Raw genomic sequence first — 15,533 nt, 5'->3', positions numbered from 1 at the left:
GAAAAAGGTGGTCGCTCATAAGGAAGATGAGTGCCCGGAATTAGAAGAGGAAGAAGAAAGTGGTCACTCATGTAATTTTTTGAAATAGTGCTTTGGTGTATGGTTTTATCCCATAAACTAAGGCGGTAATAAATGGAATAACGAAACTGTTCGATTTTTTCTGAAAAATATGTTGATTTTTGACTGATTATGCGTTTATAATAATTAGCAATCACTCTAGATTTTTCGGATTCGGACTATTAAATATATAGAAGTAGCCTTAACTACAGAGTGAATTTTCAAAATAATTGATTAATTTTCATCAAAGAAGAAGGAGGGCTATTTCATGATCAGTAATCCACTGGTTGCTACAACACTTATTTTTGCATTAATTGCTCTAGGAGAATATATCTCTATTATTACAAGGGCGCGAGTTCCAATGTTACTTACTGCGATGGTTGGATATCTGATTTGTGTATGGACAGGCATTTTTCCAACTGATTTGCTCGCAACTTCACAGTTCGCAGCGCTTGGGGCTATCTTGGTTGGACCGGCAATTTTGCATATGGGGACGATGATTCCTTTTTCACTTTTAAAGAGTCAATATAAAGCGGTACTCATTTCTTTAGGTGGACTAGTTGTATCAGGTGCACTCGTATTAATTATCGTAAGCTTGATTTTTGATTATCCTACTGCTGTAGCGGGCGTTGGCCCATTAAGTGGAGGTATAGTAGCACTTATTGTTACTTCAGAAAGACTAACAGAACTTGGTTTAACGAGCTTGGTGGTAATTCCTGCTTTAGTTGTCGCTTTCCAAGGTGTACTAGGTATGCCTCTAGCACAGTATTTCTTGCGAAAATATGCATTTACTATTCAAGAGAAAATCGATAACGGGACCTTTGTTCCGATAAACCAAGAAGAAGCAGGTGCAACTCAAGAAACAGCGAAACCAGATGGTCCAATTAAATCAAGTGCGACATTAAAGTTGTTCTTTATCTTTGTTGGGGCATCTATCGGTATTGTGCTCGGAGAATTAACACCAATACATTACAGTCTCTGGTGTCTGGCAATTGGTGTTGGTGGCTTGAAATTGGGTATCTTCCAGCATAAATCACTAGAAAAAGCCAATTCGTTCAATTTAACAATGATTGGAATTATCTTTGTTGTTATTGGAACGATGGCTGATGTTGGGCCACAAGATGTGTTAAACAATTTACCGAGTATCATAGTGTTGCTGTTACTTGGTACACTCGGTCTTTCGATTGGTGGATATATTGTATCTAAGTTGCTTAAATGGCATCCGTATAAAGGAATGCCTGTCGCATTAACGGCATTATTTGGATTTCCAGCTGACTATATTCTTTGTGAAGAAGTGAGTAGGAGTATTGCCCGTAATAAAGAAGAGGAAAAAACTATATTTGATGAAATTCTTACACCAATGTTAATCGGTGGATTTACAACAGTGACTGTAGCCTCTGTTGTAATCGCAGGTATATTAGTAGAAACATTATAATTTTTTGGAGGTAATATCATGAAAACTATATTGATAAAAAACGGATTATTTATAGATGGAAATGGCGGTGAACCACAAAAAGACACCATTGTTGTAGTAAAAGATAATCAAATTGCTTACGTAGGACCAGAAACGGCTTATTCAATCAGTGGTGAGGAGCAGGTAGTAGATGCTCAAGGTGGAACAATACTTCCTGGAATGATTGATACACATGTGCATATGATGATGGAATTTTCTCCAGTTGCAGAAAGATTAGAGACACCTTTTTCCTTTATGTATTATCAAGCAGCAAAATACTTGGAGACAACGTTAAAAGCAGGAATAACTTCAGTACGAGATGCCTTAGGTACAGACCTTGGTGTAAAGAAAGCGGTAGAAGAAGGTTTGATCTCAGGTCCACGATTACAGTTAAGTATTAATGCACTTACGATTACTGGTGGACATGGTGATGGGTATACTGTTTCTGGTCGTGAAGTCGATTTACTGCCATCAGATTATCCAGGGATGCCAAATGGAAAATGTGATGGTGTAGAAGAAGTACGTAAGAAAACTCGTGAAATGTTACGTGCTGGGGCAGAAGTTATCAAAGTCCATGCTACGGGTGGCGTGCTAAGTGCTACCGATCATCCAGAGTTTACTCAGTTTTCCGAAGAGGAACTAGAGACGATCGTCGAAGAAGGACGTTTCCGTAAAGGCGTTAAAGTAATGGCGCACGCTCAAGGAGCAGAAGGAATTAAAAACGCAGTAAGAGCTGGGGTCCATTCGATTGAACATGGAATCTTTCTTGATGATGAGGTAATCGACATGATGATAGAAAAAGGAACTTTCCTTGTTCCGACGTTATTAGCACCAGTAGCCGTTCTTGAAACCGCAAAGGAAACAGGAATGCCAGAAACAGCAGTACAAAAATCAAAAGAAGTCATCGAAATTCATAAAGCAAGTATTGCTAAGGCACATAAAGCTGGCGTGAAAATTGCGATGGGAACCGATGCTGGTGTGATGAAACATGGAACAAATTTACGTGAACTTGGTTTGATGACAGAAGCTGGAATGACACCGATGGAGGCTATTACAGCTTCTACTAAGACAGCTGCAGAGTGTCTTGGTTGGGAAGACAAAGTTGGGACTATTGAAGAAGGAAAGTTAGCAGATATTATTATTGTTAAAGGAAATCCATTAGAGGATATTAACTTGCTAGCGAATAATGAAAATATAAAAACGGTTATCAAAGACGGGAAAATAGAAAAATAAGGATTTAATAAAAACCGACTAACGCACCAGCAAAGGTGTTAGTCGGTTTATTTTTTATGTATTTAGCCACCAAAGAATAAATCAAATGCATTACTAGCAGCAGAACTCTCTTTATTATAGAACTCAGAGTACCCGCAATCTTGACAGTACACTACAGTGAACTGGTTATTTTGGACATCAAATATTTTTGATAATCCTGAACCAGTCATGGATACATCCTTTTGATCAGCATTTGTACTACCACACTTTATACAACCTTGTCCTTGTTTCATTTATCATCACCTCTGTTAATTAATACGATTAAATCATATGAAAAGTTTCATAGATTTTTGATACAATAATTCCCATCATTAGATTATGTTTAAGATATAAAATGATGAGAAATAGGAGGCGATGAATAGTGAAACTACATGAAGCTTTAAATAAAAAAATTGGACTAGGCACTGCTCCATTAGGGAATTTGTATCGAAAGGTGTCTGAAGAAGAAGCGCAGGAGACTATCCAAAATGCATGGGATCAAGGTATCCGATATTTTGATACCGCACCATTGTATGGATCTGGACTATCGGAAATGCGCCTTGGAGAAGCATTGTCAGATAAAAAACGAAGTGATTATCTTATAAGTTCAAAAGTAGGTAGGATTATTTTAGATGAAACGGAAGAAAAATCTGGTCTGTATAAAGATGCACGTCAAAATAAGATTCTAACAGATTATTCAGAGGATGCGACTTTACTTTCCATTGAAGATAGTCTTAACCGATTGAACACAGACTATCTGGATATGGTATTTGTCCATGATATTTCACCAGATTTTTTAGGTGATGAATGGATTACAAAATTTGATGAAGCTCGAAATGGTGCATTTAAAGTGCTGGATCGACTTCGCGATGAAGGAGTAATCAAATCATGGGGACTTGGTGTCAACACAACTATTCCAATTGAAGTAGTAATGGAATTAGAAGAAGCGAATCCAGATCTTTCTCTGACAGCAACACAATATACACTAATGCAGCATGATCGTGCATTAGAACGTATGATGCCCCCTGCTGAAAAAACAGGAAAAAAAATTGTGATTGGTGCTCCATATAACTCTGGGGCGTTGCTTGGAGGAGATCATTTTAATTATCAACCAGCAAGCGAAGAAGTAAAAAAACAAGCACAGCAATTAAAACAAATTGCAGATAAACATGGAATTAGCCTAAAAGCAGCTGCACTACAATTTTCAACTGCACATCCTGCGGTTAGTGCGGTAATCCCAGGTTCTACAAGACCGAGTCGTATCAAGGAAGATTTAAGCGCGATGCAAGAATCTATACCTGCTGCATTTTGGCAAGAGCTAATTAGCAAAGGATTAGTTTCTGAAAAAGCTCCATTACCAAAATAATGATTATATAGATTAAATGTTGTTGTTTGCAGATAAAAAAGAGATTCAATTTAGATGTCGATTAATGTTTTAGCATAATGAAAAGAAGTAATACTCAATTCCGTTCCTTCGTGAGGAAGCTTAGGTAAGAGCTCACAGGATAAAGCCTGGGAGCTCTCCAACCTGCCCTTGGAAAGTGAAATATATTTAATAAAGCTTCTAATAAACTATTAGAGAAGCTAAGTTTAAGAAAGAAGGATTAAGAGGATTTCTTTACCAGAGTGGAAAATCACATGATCAGTATACTTTCTCGTTATTAGAATCGATTGAATCGACTTGTGAGGAATGGTAGTTAAGGCAACCTCAGGACATAGAAATGCATAATAAATCATGCATTTCTATGTCCTGAGGTTTTTTAGAAGTTTAACTAGTATTTTTTCATATTTAAGGGATTCAATATACCTATAAAAATTTTAAAAAGTAAAAAACACATTGAAAAAGTAATAGGTATAAGGTATTATTTATTTGACCCTCAACCAGTAGTAATCTCCAAATATGGAGAAAGGAGGAAATATTAATAAGTAATACTAAACAAGATTTATGACCAGAATAACTACATATTTTTTTATATTAGCCTTATGGTATTAGGATAGTTGACCGCATGGTTATTTATCGGTTTTCTATTTTTGGGTATCTAGTGGATTACTGATGAAATAAGAATGAACCTAAACAAAAAATCAATAAAAACTTGAAGAGACAATTATGCGAGATTTTCTTCATAATCGTAAGTAGAAATTATATTTATTTTTTTTGTTTTGGCTATCCTCACTCATGATGGTAGTCAATTTTTGAATATTATTAGTGTTAATCAAGGTATATTTCACTAATTGTGGTACGAATATTCAACATTTAAAGAACCTTCTTTAAATGCTAAGTAGTTATTTGAATAGCTAGATAGTATCTTAAATAAATATGGAGGTATATATGAATTATTGTGAAAAATGTGGTCATAAAAATGAAAATCCAGACCAACAGTTTTGTGTGAATTGTGGACAACCGTTTGAATCGAACGATACAAGTTCGAAAGGAGATATGGATGATCGTCTATTGTCTACTAAACAAGTAAAACAAGAAAAGACACCGATGACGAAGAAGCACAAACGAATCATCATATTTAGTTCTGCAATCACCATAGTATTAGTCGTATTTTTTTTAATAGGGAACTATATAACCTCTCATGAACGGCTAGCTGATAATTTTGTTGAGGCATTAGAAGAAAAAGATCCAGATAAAGTTGCAAAGTTATTATCTTTCTCTAAAGGAAAAGAAGAGATTGATTCCGCAGATACTAAAGGATTTTTGAAATATCTAGAAGAAAATCCAGAAATAGCGGAAGATATAGGACAGTCTGTTTTGGAACAATCGAAAATATTAGATAGTAAAAATGAGATTCGTTCAATGGAAGAATATACTGATAGGGTCTTTTATGGTAATGGCAATGACATGGTTTTATTAGCAAAAGGAGAGAGATTTCTGTTCTTTGATACATATGAACTAATAGTAGAACCAGTTTACGTAAATTTGAGTACGAATGTTGAAGATGCTGCATTATTTGCAGGAGATGAAGAGGTGGCAAATTCTGATTCTTCCGATTATAGCAAAAAGGTTGGACCTTTTTTACCTGGAACGTATACTTTTAGTGCTGAAGTTGACACAGATATGGTAGCGTTAACGACTGAGAGCCAAGCTACGGTACTGAACCAAGTAGAAGATGTCGGATTATATTTTGATGTGTCTTATATTAGTTTTGAGGTTCCGTTTGAAAGTGAATTGAAGAGTCGTGTCCTACTTGATGATAAGGAGATTGATTTTAATATTTATGGAGGAGAGGAATTTGGGCCGGTATTGTTAGATGGCTCCATGAATATAGCGGTTGAAGTAGATTTTCCTTGGGGTACGATGAGAACAGCAGATCAGCCACTAGAAAGTAACTATGTTCCAGTGGTCTTTGAAATTAATGAGGATCTACAGGAACAAATGAAACTAACATTGCAATCTTATACAGACTTATACATGGAGAGCTTAATAGATAATGACATAGCTGCACTAAATGGTTTTTCAGAAAATTTGCAATATCAATATGAAAGTGATTTCTCCATACATAATTATCTGGATACTTATACTTACTACCGGCAAATAGCAGGTATGCACGTAGATAAGGAAAATGTGGATGTTTATCTCGATGATGATACATTTTATTTGAATCTCCTTATAGAAGAAGAATATAAATATGGTTCTTACTATAAAGATGAAGGTATGGATGAAGGTTCGGAAAGTGACACGTCCATTTATAATTACGAGTTGATATATAAAGATAATTCTTGGAATGTATATGATAAATATAGTCAGTATTATTCAGAGTTAACATCTCCAGTTGATTTAGAGGTTTCAACAGATCTCATTACAATAGGGGAGGGTTCTCAAGAAGTATCCACTAGTGCATCGGCAGATGAATTAAACGAATCAGAAATGGAAGATTACATGGATAGTTATTTCCAAACAATGGTAAGTTCGATTAATGAGCGTGATTTTTCCATTAGTGAAGCCGTTTTAGATCCAGCAGGTAGTTATTACAGTGAACATAAGGATTACCTTGTATATTTAGAGGAAAAAGGAATTACTGAAGAATTACTCGATGTTGAGCTTGTTGAATTTGAACAAGTTGATGAAGGCTATAATGTTACCACTAAAGAAGAATATAATATTTATTATGATGACGGAACTGGAAAGAATAAGCTATTTGAATCTGAATTCTTAGTCACTCCAGTTGATGATGGGATCAAGGTAAATACGTTAGTATCAACAACGGAACTGGAGAGTAAAGATTTATAAATGTTTTATAATAAACAGTAAAAATTGAAGGAGTTATTATATATGGTAGTATGTCCAAATTGTAAAAATGAGCAGGAATCAGGGAAATTCTGTGGTATTTGTGGAACAGGTTTGGTTGAGTCCAATAGTATCAAAGAAGAGCAGCCTAAAGAAGTGGTGAAATCTCAATCAGTAACAGCTGCCACAAATGAACAGACACAGACGAGCAATCAGGAAGGTGTAGAGACAGCTAAAAAAGCAATCGGTGACTATTGGTCTTATTTCATTCAACTATTAAAGAATCCTACCAATTCATTCAATGCTACTGAAAATCATTTTGTATATGGTATTATAACGATGGTATTGTATGCAATGGCATTTTCATTAGGTATTTATTTCTTAGCGAATTCATTTGCTAGAGATAGTATATTTATGGATTCTCTACCGTTTTTTACTCTAAACATAAGGCTCATCTTAGTAGTTAGCATAGTATTAGCAATCACTTTCTTTAGTGCCTTTGCGATAACAAAATTGGCAAAGAGTACGAGCTCAATTAAAGTGATTGTATCACAATATGGTGGATTGCTTGTTCCTTTTACAACATTAAATATTGTTGGTATGTTGGGCGGTTTAATTGGGTCCAATATTTTAACGTTAATCCCATTGTTAATTTCATCTGTCATGGCATTCACGTTTATTCCAGTGCTTTATGTTTATGAAAAAGCATCTCAAGTAAGCAAGAGTGGACAAAGGGTTTATCTAAGTTTAGCAACCACTATTCTAATAGCAATCATTTATGTGATTTTTGGTGAAATAATGTTTAATGAAATGCTCGAAGAACTAGAGTACATTTTTTAAGTTCTTGTGACTTCTCAGATTTTGCAGTGGCAGATATCAACTATTTCTTCAGGAATATTGATTAATGAATGTTAATTTCTGAGAAGCGCCTTTACTATAATAAAAAAACGCTTAGACTAGTCTAGGCGTTTTTTTGTGGGTTAACTTACTAAACAAATATTAATGAACGTTCACTGATAGGTATAAAATTTTGTTAACTGCAGTAGTAGTGAAGAGTAAGGAGGAACTATGATATAATAAAAATAATCTGAAAATTATGAGATGTGTCTGAGCAGAGTTCTTTGAACTATTAATAGAATGGGCAAAGTTCTGGAAAATAACAGGATGAATATATCATCATTATTAAAAATCGATTATCAATTATGAAGGGCGGTAGCTGAATGTATGAATTGTATCAAGTAAATATACTCCAAAGTAGGGGAAGTGCCTTTAATATTGGATATTACATGGGTCAAAAACTTAAAAATAAGACTATTATAGGTGTTTATAAGGAAAAGATGAAACCTGCTATAGATATACAGCAGATGGAATCCGTATTTTCTGCCTTTGCACCACATCTTATAGAAGAGTTAAAAGGAATTTCAGAAGGATTAGAGATTTCTTATAAAGAAGCAGCAGCAATATTTAGTGGCTATGATATTCCAAAAATGGATGCAATGGGATGCTCAGCAACAATTACAAATGATTACTATGTTCGAAACTATGATTTTACTCCATTATTATATGATCATATATTTAGCTTAGTAGACTCAGAGGTTGCTTATGCTACGGCTGGTTTTACGCAGCAAGTTCTCGGGCGACTAGATGGGGTGAATAGTGAAGGTCTAGTAATGGGTCTTCATTTTGTGAGTTTTAAGGAGTTTCAGACTGGTATATCGGCTTGGACAGCGATACGCATGGTACTGGATACTTGTTCTGACACGGATGAAGCTGTAAAAATGTTGAAGGAGATTCCACATGCGGCTTGCTATAATTTTTCGATTGGTGACAGATCGGGAAATATTGCAGTAGTGGAAGCCAGTCCAATGCAAGTTGTAGTAAGAGAAAATGTAAGTTATCTGACCTGTGTTAATCATTTCCAACAACCGGAGATACACAAGAAAAATCGGGAACATATCGGATTTTCACAGAAAAGGGATGCATTTATGCAAGATTTGAAGTATCAAAATTTATCCATAAATAAAATGTTTCAACGATTCAAAGATACACAGTCTCCGCTATTCTTTAAAAATTATGATGAATTATTTGGGACGCTTCACACCTTTGCGTATTCGTTTTCTGATTCGCAGGTAACAACGTGCTTAGCGCAAAGTAATCAAGTACTATCTTTTCGTTTAAGTGATTGGCTTAAAGGGGAAGAGTTACTTCTATCTCAAATGTCAGGAACAATAGAGAGGGAAAATGTATGATTAAAGAAATGACTGAGAAAGAAGTGGAAGTTGCTGCAAGCCTAGCGATGATGTTATGGCCGAGTCATACACTAGAAGAATTTTATGAAGAGATGGATTCGTTAGCAGTAGATGAAAATGCTGTTATTTTCATTGCTTACAAAAGTAGTGAAGCAATTGGGTTTGCACAATGTCAGCTAAGGTATGATTACGTAGAAGGAACTAACTCAAGCCCTGTCGGATATTTAGAAGGACTGTATGTATTGGAGAGGTATAGAAAGTCAGGGATAGCAAGAGAATTGGTGAAGGAATGTGAACATTGGGCAAGAAGAAAGGGGTGTTATGAGTTTGCAAGTGACTGCGAACTGGGTAATGAACAAAGCCTTGCTATGCATCTACATCTAGGGTTTACAGAGGCGAATCGAATTATTTGCTTCCGAAAAGAGATATAACTAATCTATTTGTCTAGAAAGGAGTGTATTTAAGTTGATTCAATATCAAGATAAGAATCTTACCGTTTTTCAAAGTGCCTTATACAAGACAACTACTGTTGTAATACACACGGAAGAAGCAATTATTATGACTGATCCGAATTGGCTACCAGAAGAAGTGCAAGAAATTAGAAACTATATATCGCAACATATTGGAAATAAAAAATTATACATCATTTATACGCATAGTGATTTTGATCATATTATTGGAGCTAGTGCCTTTCCAGAAGCCTATGTAATTGCTTCAGTAGAATTTAGTATCAATGAACATAAGAAAGAAATTATGAAGCAGATTGAAGAGTTCGATCAGAAGTATTACTTATATCGAAATTATACACCGTCGTATCCTATCGTGGATTATCAAGTAGTCAACGATGGAGAAACATTACAGATTGGTGAGGTCACATTACATTTTTATAAATCGCCTGGACATACGGCCGATGGAATATTTACGGTCGTAGAGCCGTATGGAATTTTCTTGTCTGGGGATTATCTATCAGACGTGGAATTTCCTTTTATTTTTAGTGGGTATCGAGACTATGTTCATACAATAAATAAAGCTTATGAAATCTATCAAACGTATAATATTAATTACCATGTTCCCGGACATGGAACCACCACTGGTGATAAAGAAGAAATGGCAAGAAGAGTGGAGGTATCTCGGTGTTATTTAGAACAGTTATCTAGAGGAAATGAACAGTTGGAGGAATTTTGCAAAAAAGAATATGACTTTTTTGAGGGCATGAAGGACATTCATGAAAGTAATAAGGAGAAAGTAGATTAACGTTATTTAATACCAAAGGAGTGATAGATCTTGAAAGTGAGATTAACAGCGTATACGCCTAATTGGATAACGATGTATAAAGCAGAGAGATAACCTTGAGCAAGTATTTGGCGAGGAGATACTTCGTTTCACATTTTGGTAGTACTGCAATACCTGGGATGCTTGCTAAACCCGTAGTCGATATGATGTGTATCGTAAAAGATATTCATTGAATTGATACATATACTTCTTTTCTAGAAAGTCTCGGATATGATGTAGCCGGTGACTGGGGTATTAGAGGGAGAAGGTTATTAAGAAGAATATTTTAATGGAGGATCCAAAATGAAAGTAGCAGAGTTAACAACAAAAGATCAATGGTTAGAAGCATTTCCTATCATGAAGCAATTAAGAACACATCTCGATATAGCGTCTTATGTTAGTCTCGTTGCGGAAGCGACTTCCAAAGATAGTTATCGTATGTTTGCCTTGTATGATCAGCAAGAAATTGTCGCTATTGTAGGATTCAAACCAATGATCACGCTTTATTATGGCAGATTTGTATGGGTGTGTGATTTAGTTACAGATAATGCCTGTCGTTCGAAGGGCTATGGTGAATATCTATTAAACTATGTACAAACATGGGCAACAGATAATGAGTACGAAAGTATTGCCCTCTCATCGGGAATCCAACGTCATCAAGCCCATCGTTTTTATGAAGAAAAGATGGATTATGAGAAAGTCAGTTATGTATTTAAATCAAAATGAAGGCCTTCAATCCTTCACGTATAGTCACTAATATGCTAGTTTAGAAGAAGTTGGATTTTTTTACATAGGAGTGTTTAACAATGAGTGATAAAAAAGCAGTAGTGATATTAAGCGGGGGATTAGATAGTACGACATGTATGGGAGTTGCTAAGGATGCAGGATATGATTTGTATCCAATTACTTTCCATTATGGGCAACGGCATGATCGTGAAATTGAGAATGCTAAAAATGTAGCTACCTATTCTAATGTAGCGGAACATAAGATTTTTTCATTGGAATTTTTAAAAGAGATTGGTGGCAGTTCTTTAACAGATCAATCACTAGAAGTGAATCAAGAAGGCGTGGGTGAAGATGTACCGAATACATATGTTCCGGGAAGAAATACAATTTTCCTGTCAATTGCTGCTTCCTATGCAGAGGCAATAGGTGCTGAAAAAATATATGTAGGTGTATCTGCAGTTGATTATAGTGGTTACCCTGATTGTCGCCCAGAATTTATAGAAGCAATGCAACAAACCATATATCAAGGGACTAATGCAGATCCTGCAATAACAATTGAGGCTCCACTGATTGATCTATCCAAAGGAGATACAGTCAAATTAGGTATGAAATTAAACGTTCCTTATCATTTAACTACATCTTGTTACTTAGGTGGCGAAGAAGCATGTGGTGAATGTGATAGTTGTAGATTAAGGTTGCAAGGGTTTGAAGAAGCTGGTGCTACGGATCCAATTAAATATATGTAGTAGGTAAAACATGATACTGCAAGGAGGTTGGTTTATGAACACATTTGATGAATTTTTAGAGACAATAGAAAATCCTAAACATCGTTCAAGAATGGAAGAAATGTTAGATTGGATAACAAAAAAATATCCTGATTTAAATCAAGAAATTAAATGGAAACAGCCAATGTTTACTGATCATGGTACGTATATTATTGGTTTTAGTGTTTCTAAAAAGCATATAGCTGTAGCTCCTGAACAAGTGGCGATTAATCAATTCTTAGAAGATATTAAAGTTATAGGTTATGACCATACAAAGGAGATTATCCGTATACCTTGGAGCAGTGAGATTGATTATTCACTACTTGAAAAATTAATCGAATTTAATATTATTGATAAATCTGAATGTACTACGTTCTGGCGATAGTTCAGAAAATAGAAGGAATAATGGAACATGCTATAGTTGATCGTACTTCTATTTTGGGAAATGTATTAGGGGGTTAATCTAACCAAGTGGAGGAGGAATAGAATGGATCGTATAACTAAGATTCGATATGAAGAGAAATTATATCATGATAAATGTTATAAACAGTACAGCTTATTTGAGAAAGGGTCTTGGCTATATAAACCTGTTCAAACTGTACTGGATATTATTCCGTATTTTAAAGGGGTAGAACCGTTAGAGGTACTGGATTTAGGGGCTGGGGTTGGAAGGAACAGTATTCCGGTAGCAGAAGCAATTTCTGTTGGGAGAGGGAGCGTTACCTGTATCGATCTATTAGATTCGGCCATTGATAAGCTTAGGAAGTATAGCAAAACATACCGCGTAGAAGATCGAATTCAAGCAGTGAAGCAGGATATTGCTACCTATCCAATTCACCCAAATACATACGATTTTATTATCGCTATTTCCAGTCTAGAACATGTTCGAACAGAAGAAGAACTCGATCAAGTGCTATACAAAATGGTGGACGGAACGAAATCAAAAGGAATAAACTGTATTATTATAAACTCTGAAGTTAAAGAAAAGGATATACAATCACGTTCACATCTAGAAGCTCAGATGGAAGTGAATTTATCGACAACAGATATGACAAAGAAATTAAAAAAAGCGTACCAAAGCTGGTCAATCATGAAGCATGTAGTGAAACCACTGGAATATACGATTGAAAGACAGGGAAAGCCTGTATTAATGACAACGAACGCGATTACCTATGTGGTAAAAAATGATGCTTGATTATGAAAATAAATCAATCCCAAATTGTGTAAGGACTCCTATTATGATTCCGTAAATGCCAATGCTTATTGCGGATGAGAGAAACAGCCGTTTTTTATCCATCCCAATTACTTTACCGATCACACCAATTGCCCATGAACCGAATAATGGGGTACCTATTAGTACTATCATAAATCCACCTTTATTTAAACGTTGGCTTGTTTTCGAATGAGTTAACTTATAAAAATATCTTTGAATCCTCTTAAATTTCGTTAACCAATCATAACTATATGCGATAAAAGGAATTGCAAAGAAATTACCAAACCATGCCCATATTATAGAAGATACCATATCTAATCCTAAACCCATACTGGCTGGAATCGCTAAATAAACTTCGAACAAAGGGAAGAACCCCATAAACCAAGCAGTAGCCGCTAATATAATGTACTCCATCATACAAATCACCTCTGAATACGTAAAATAAAACCGAACGTTCGGTAGCTAAATTTTAACATAAATATTACCCTTTTAGTAACTATAAAAGCTCAAAAATAAATGTGGAGTGAGAATTAGTGAAAGATAGAGGGTCGATTGTATTAGTGGTAAATAATAAAGTAGCAGTCATCAAGAGAGAATTTGAGGATAAAGTTTATTATGTTTTTCCAGGCGGAGGAATTGAAAAAGGTGAAACGCCCCAAGAAGCTGCACAGAGAGAAGCTTATGAAAAGTTAGGACTACATGTGATAGTTGGAGAGTGTATTGCAGAAATAGCACATAATGGTATACAATATTATTTTGCTGCTCGAGTAATCGATGGGGAGTTTGGAACAGGAAAAGGAGCAGAGTTTTGCAATAGAGGTAGAGGGTCTTATACACCTGAGTGGATGGAAATAGATAATCTTTCTATTGTTGATATGCGCCCTCCTGAATTAGTGGGGGTAATACAAACTTATGGTGATTACTACAGCAAAAGAAATAAATAATATATCTGGGGAGAAAGCAATGACGGGAAAGACACATATCATGGGAGGTATTGCGGCTGCAACAGCCTATGCCTACTATTCAAATTATGATCCTACTGCATTAATTATTTCAGGTGCTATCGGTTCCATCATACCGGATATTTGTCACGGTGGAAGTAAAATTGGAAGGCGTTTTCCGATTTTATCAAATATTATAAATGCTATTTTTGGACATCGTACCATTACACATAGTTTGATATTTCTAGTACTAATTGGATATATACTTACGCTAATCACCGATAATCAGTCAATTATTATGGGTGTGGTGATAGGAATGGCAAGTCATTTGATTTTAGATGCATGTACAAAAAATGGCATAAAGCTTTTATATCCTGCTTCGGTAACAGTACGTTTACCAATAACGACAAGAACTGGTGGGATGGTAGAGAACATTGTTCTTATTGCTTTAACAATTGTAACGATTTATTTTGGAAAAGAATTTATACTCTAATCATGTACATATAAAAAGGAAGTGCCAATCGGAGGCACTTCCTTTTTTGGTTGTTGTGTATTGTTTCATTTTTATTTTTCACGTTGTTATGATTTTGAGCGTAACATATCTGCAACGGCATGGAATACTTCTACTCCTTGATACGTAAAGACTGACAAGGCTGTTAATGAAAAGAACCCAACAATTATATAACGAATAATCATTGATCGATACCTCCTTTGAAAACTTGTTTTACTTTATGTTTGTCAAAGGAGATTCGCCCAGATAACTCGACTGATAAAATATTGGAGTGAACTGAATTCTGCGAATAACTGATGAAACTTCAAAATTACGTAAACGTTGTTGAATCAAACTAATAATAATAATAGCTGAAAAAATCGAGAAAAATATAACCTTATCGGTATATCCGCTTTGAGAATAAGATAAATCAAGCGTGCTCTGATGTTCTACAATATTGGCTTTGTCTAAGCTTACGTGACTATGCGAGCCGTCTGTTAATTGAGAAATCGGCAATATAAGAATCATTAATGCAATTATTAAATAACGATTCATCATGTCACGTCCTTTTTCACAAGATAAGAAAGTAAATATATAGAAGTTCAACCATTTGTCGAATCACCCCCCAAAAAACAAGGGAGCAATCGCTACGTTTCTAAACAGGAGCTTGCATTTTGTTCTGTACTCTTACAATATGTTATTGATCTGAATTTAGTACATCAGATCAATAAGCATGAGAATTATACTTATTAAATAATTTTATCATATAAACTTATCATAATTATGAAATACACACAATGAAAAATATTCCATTTGCAAATAAGAGAAACTAGTTGTAAAATCAATTACAGACAACAAAGGTCTATAATGGTTCTTTGAGAAA

General features: G+C 35.1%; 18 protein-coding genes. 15 read left to right on the top strand and 3 right to left on the bottom strand.

What is annotated here, in order from left to right:
* Nucleotides 1-325 precede the first annotated feature (325 nt).
* Complete coding sequence (locus ABC346_RS01940; protein ID WP_413233301.1) at nt 326-1,492, top strand: hypothetical protein; 1,167 nt, start codon at nt 326-328, stop codon at nt 1,490-1,492.
* 18 nt (nt 1,493-1,510) lie between these two features.
* Nucleotides 1,511-2,743 (top strand): metal-dependent hydrolase family protein, encoded by a 1,233-nt coding sequence (locus tag ABC346_RS01935; RefSeq protein ID WP_413233300.1) that lies wholly within the window; start codon nt 1,511-1,513, stop codon nt 2,741-2,743.
* Between the two features lie 62 nt (nt 2,744-2,805).
* Here the strand turns inward: ABC346_RS01935 and ABC346_RS01930 are convergent, their stop codons facing one another.
* Nucleotides 2,806-3,015, bottom strand: a complete 210-nt coding sequence (locus tag ABC346_RS01930) for a zinc ribbon domain-containing protein (protein ID WP_413233299.1) — start codon at nt 3,013-3,015, stop codon at nt 2,806-2,808.
* A gap of 128 nt (nt 3,016-3,143) precedes the next feature.
* On the opposite strand from ABC346_RS01930, the gene ABC346_RS01925 reads away from it, so the two are divergent.
* From ABC346_RS01925 to ABC346_RS01875, 11 genes are all read left to right on the top strand, one after another.
* Nucleotides 3,144-4,127: an aldo/keto reductase gene (locus tag ABC346_RS01925; RefSeq protein WP_413233298.1), complete on the top strand. Its 984-nt coding sequence runs from the start codon at nt 3,144-3,146 to the stop codon at nt 4,125-4,127.
* Between the two features lie 963 nt (nt 4,128-5,090).
* Nucleotides 5,091-6,998 (top strand): zinc ribbon domain-containing protein, encoded by a 1,908-nt coding sequence (locus tag ABC346_RS01920; protein ID WP_413233297.1) that lies wholly within the window; start codon nt 5,091-5,093, stop codon nt 6,996-6,998.
* Between the two features lie 42 nt (nt 6,999-7,040).
* Nucleotides 7,041-7,835, top strand: coding sequence for a hypothetical protein (locus tag ABC346_RS01915; protein WP_413233296.1), 795 nt, complete (start codon nt 7,041-7,043; stop codon nt 7,833-7,835).
* Nucleotides 7,836-8,215: 380 nt separating this feature from the next.
* Nucleotides 8,216-9,244: a C45 family autoproteolytic acyltransferase/hydrolase gene (locus ABC346_RS01910; RefSeq protein WP_413233295.1), complete on the top strand. Its 1,029-nt coding sequence runs from the start codon at nt 8,216-8,218 to the stop codon at nt 9,242-9,244.
* Complete coding sequence (gene aac(6'), locus ABC346_RS01905; RefSeq protein WP_413233294.1) at nt 9,241-9,675, top strand: aminoglycoside 6'-N-acetyltransferase; 435 nt, start codon at nt 9,241-9,243, stop codon at nt 9,673-9,675. The genes ABC346_RS01910 and aac(6') overlap by 4 nt, the downstream gene beginning before the upstream one ends.
* Nucleotides 9,676-9,709: 34 nt before the next feature.
* Nucleotides 9,710-10,498: an MBL fold metallo-hydrolase gene (locus ABC346_RS01900; protein ID WP_413233293.1), complete on the top strand. Its 789-nt coding sequence runs from the start codon at nt 9,710-9,712 to the stop codon at nt 10,496-10,498.
* Between the two features lie 95 nt (nt 10,499-10,593).
* On the top strand, nt 10,594-10,710 hold the full coding sequence (locus ABC346_RS01895) for a GrpB family protein (protein ID WP_413233292.1): 117 nt from the start codon (nt 10,594-10,596) through the stop codon (nt 10,708-10,710).
* Between the two features lie 109 nt (nt 10,711-10,819).
* Entirely contained in the window at nt 10,820-11,242 is a 423-nt protein-coding gene (locus ABC346_RS01890; protein ID WP_413233291.1) for a GNAT family N-acetyltransferase, read from the top strand.
* A gap of 80 nt (nt 11,243-11,322) precedes the next feature.
* Nucleotides 11,323-11,988 carry a 7-cyano-7-deazaguanine synthase QueC gene (queC, locus tag ABC346_RS01885; protein ID WP_413233290.1) on the top strand — a complete coding sequence of 222 codons (666 nt, stop codon included), beginning with the start codon at nt 11,323-11,325 and terminating at the stop codon, nt 11,986-11,988.
* Between the two features lie 34 nt (nt 11,989-12,022).
* Complete coding sequence (locus ABC346_RS01880; protein WP_413233289.1) at nt 12,023-12,391, top strand: iron chaperone; 369 nt, start codon at nt 12,023-12,025, stop codon at nt 12,389-12,391.
* Between the two features lie 102 nt (nt 12,392-12,493).
* Nucleotides 12,494-13,201 carry a class I SAM-dependent methyltransferase gene (locus tag ABC346_RS01875; protein WP_413233288.1) on the top strand — a complete coding sequence of 236 codons (708 nt, stop codon included), beginning with the start codon at nt 12,494-12,496 and terminating at the stop codon, nt 13,199-13,201.
* Here ABC346_RS01875 and ABC346_RS01870 read toward each other — a convergent pair whose 3' ends face one another.
* Nucleotides 13,202-13,636 (bottom strand): small multi-drug export protein, encoded by a 435-nt coding sequence (locus ABC346_RS01870; RefSeq protein WP_413233287.1) that lies wholly within the window; start codon nt 13,634-13,636, stop codon nt 13,202-13,204.
* A gap of 116 nt (nt 13,637-13,752) precedes the next feature.
* Here ABC346_RS01870 and ABC346_RS01865 point away from each other — a divergent pair, with 116 nt between their 5' ends.
* The gene (locus ABC346_RS01865) at nt 13,753-14,163 is read left to right on the top strand and encodes an NUDIX hydrolase (RefSeq protein WP_413233286.1); all 411 of its coding nucleotides are present in this window, start codon (nt 13,753-13,755) and stop codon (nt 14,161-14,163) included.
* 19 nt (nt 14,164-14,182) lie between these two features.
* Nucleotides 14,183-14,653, top strand: coding sequence for a metal-dependent hydrolase (locus ABC346_RS01860; RefSeq protein ID WP_413236494.1), 471 nt, complete (start codon nt 14,183-14,185; stop codon nt 14,651-14,653).
* 231 nt (nt 14,654-14,884) lie between these two features.
* On the opposite strand, the gene ABC346_RS01855 is transcribed toward ABC346_RS01860, so the two are convergent.
* Nucleotides 14,885-15,256 carry a hypothetical protein gene (locus ABC346_RS01855; RefSeq protein ID WP_413233285.1) on the bottom strand — a complete coding sequence of 124 codons (372 nt, stop codon included), beginning with the start codon at nt 15,254-15,256 and terminating at the stop codon, nt 14,885-14,887.
* Between the last annotated feature and the right edge of the window lie 277 nt (nt 15,257-15,533).

This window comes from Oceanobacillus phoenicis (genome assembly GCF_047238145.1).
GTDB lineage: Bacteria > Bacillota > Bacilli > Bacillales > Amphibacillaceae > Oceanobacillus.
This window is presented reverse-complemented; position numbering and strand designations above follow the sequence as displayed.

What these genes read in the sequence shown, in the direction of transcription:
- ABC346_RS01935 (WP_413233300.1), top strand. Translation starts at nt 1,511, where the DNA reads ATGAAAACTATATTGATAAAAAACGGATTATTTATAGATGGAAATGGC.
- ABC346_RS01890 (WP_413233291.1), top strand. Translation starts at nt 10,820, where the DNA reads ATGAAAGTAGCAGAGTTAACAACAAAAGATCAATGGTTAGAAGCATTT.
- ABC346_RS01920 (WP_413233297.1), top strand. Translation starts at nt 5,091, where the DNA reads ATGAATTATTGTGAAAAATGTGGTCATAAAAATGAAAATCCAGACCAA.
- ABC346_RS01870 (WP_413233287.1), bottom strand. Translation starts at nt 13,636, where the DNA reads ATGATGGAGTACATTATATTAGCGGCTACTGCTTGGTTTATGGGGTTC.
- ABC346_RS01880 (WP_413233289.1), top strand. Translation starts at nt 12,023, where the DNA reads ATGAACACATTTGATGAATTTTTAGAGACAATAGAAAATCCTAAACAT.
- queC (WP_413233290.1), top strand. Translation starts at nt 11,323, where the DNA reads ATGAGTGATAAAAAAGCAGTAGTGATATTAAGCGGGGGATTAGATAGT.
- ABC346_RS01930 (WP_413233299.1), bottom strand. Translation starts at nt 3,015, where the DNA reads ATGAAACAAGGACAAGGTTGTATAAAGTGTGGTAGTACAAATGCTGAT.
- ABC346_RS01940 (WP_413233301.1), top strand. Translation starts at nt 326, where the DNA reads ATGATCAGTAATCCACTGGTTGCTACAACACTTATTTTTGCATTAATT.
- ABC346_RS01860 (WP_413236494.1), top strand. Translation starts at nt 14,183, where the DNA reads ATGACGGGAAAGACACATATCATGGGAGGTATTGCGGCTGCAACAGCC.
- ABC346_RS01910 (WP_413233295.1), top strand. Translation starts at nt 8,216, where the DNA reads ATGTATGAATTGTATCAAGTAAATATACTCCAAAGTAGGGGAAGTGCC.
- ABC346_RS01875 (WP_413233288.1), top strand. Translation starts at nt 12,494, where the DNA reads ATGGATCGTATAACTAAGATTCGATATGAAGAGAAATTATATCATGAT.
- ABC346_RS01915 (WP_413233296.1), top strand. Translation starts at nt 7,041, where the DNA reads ATGGTAGTATGTCCAAATTGTAAAAATGAGCAGGAATCAGGGAAATTC.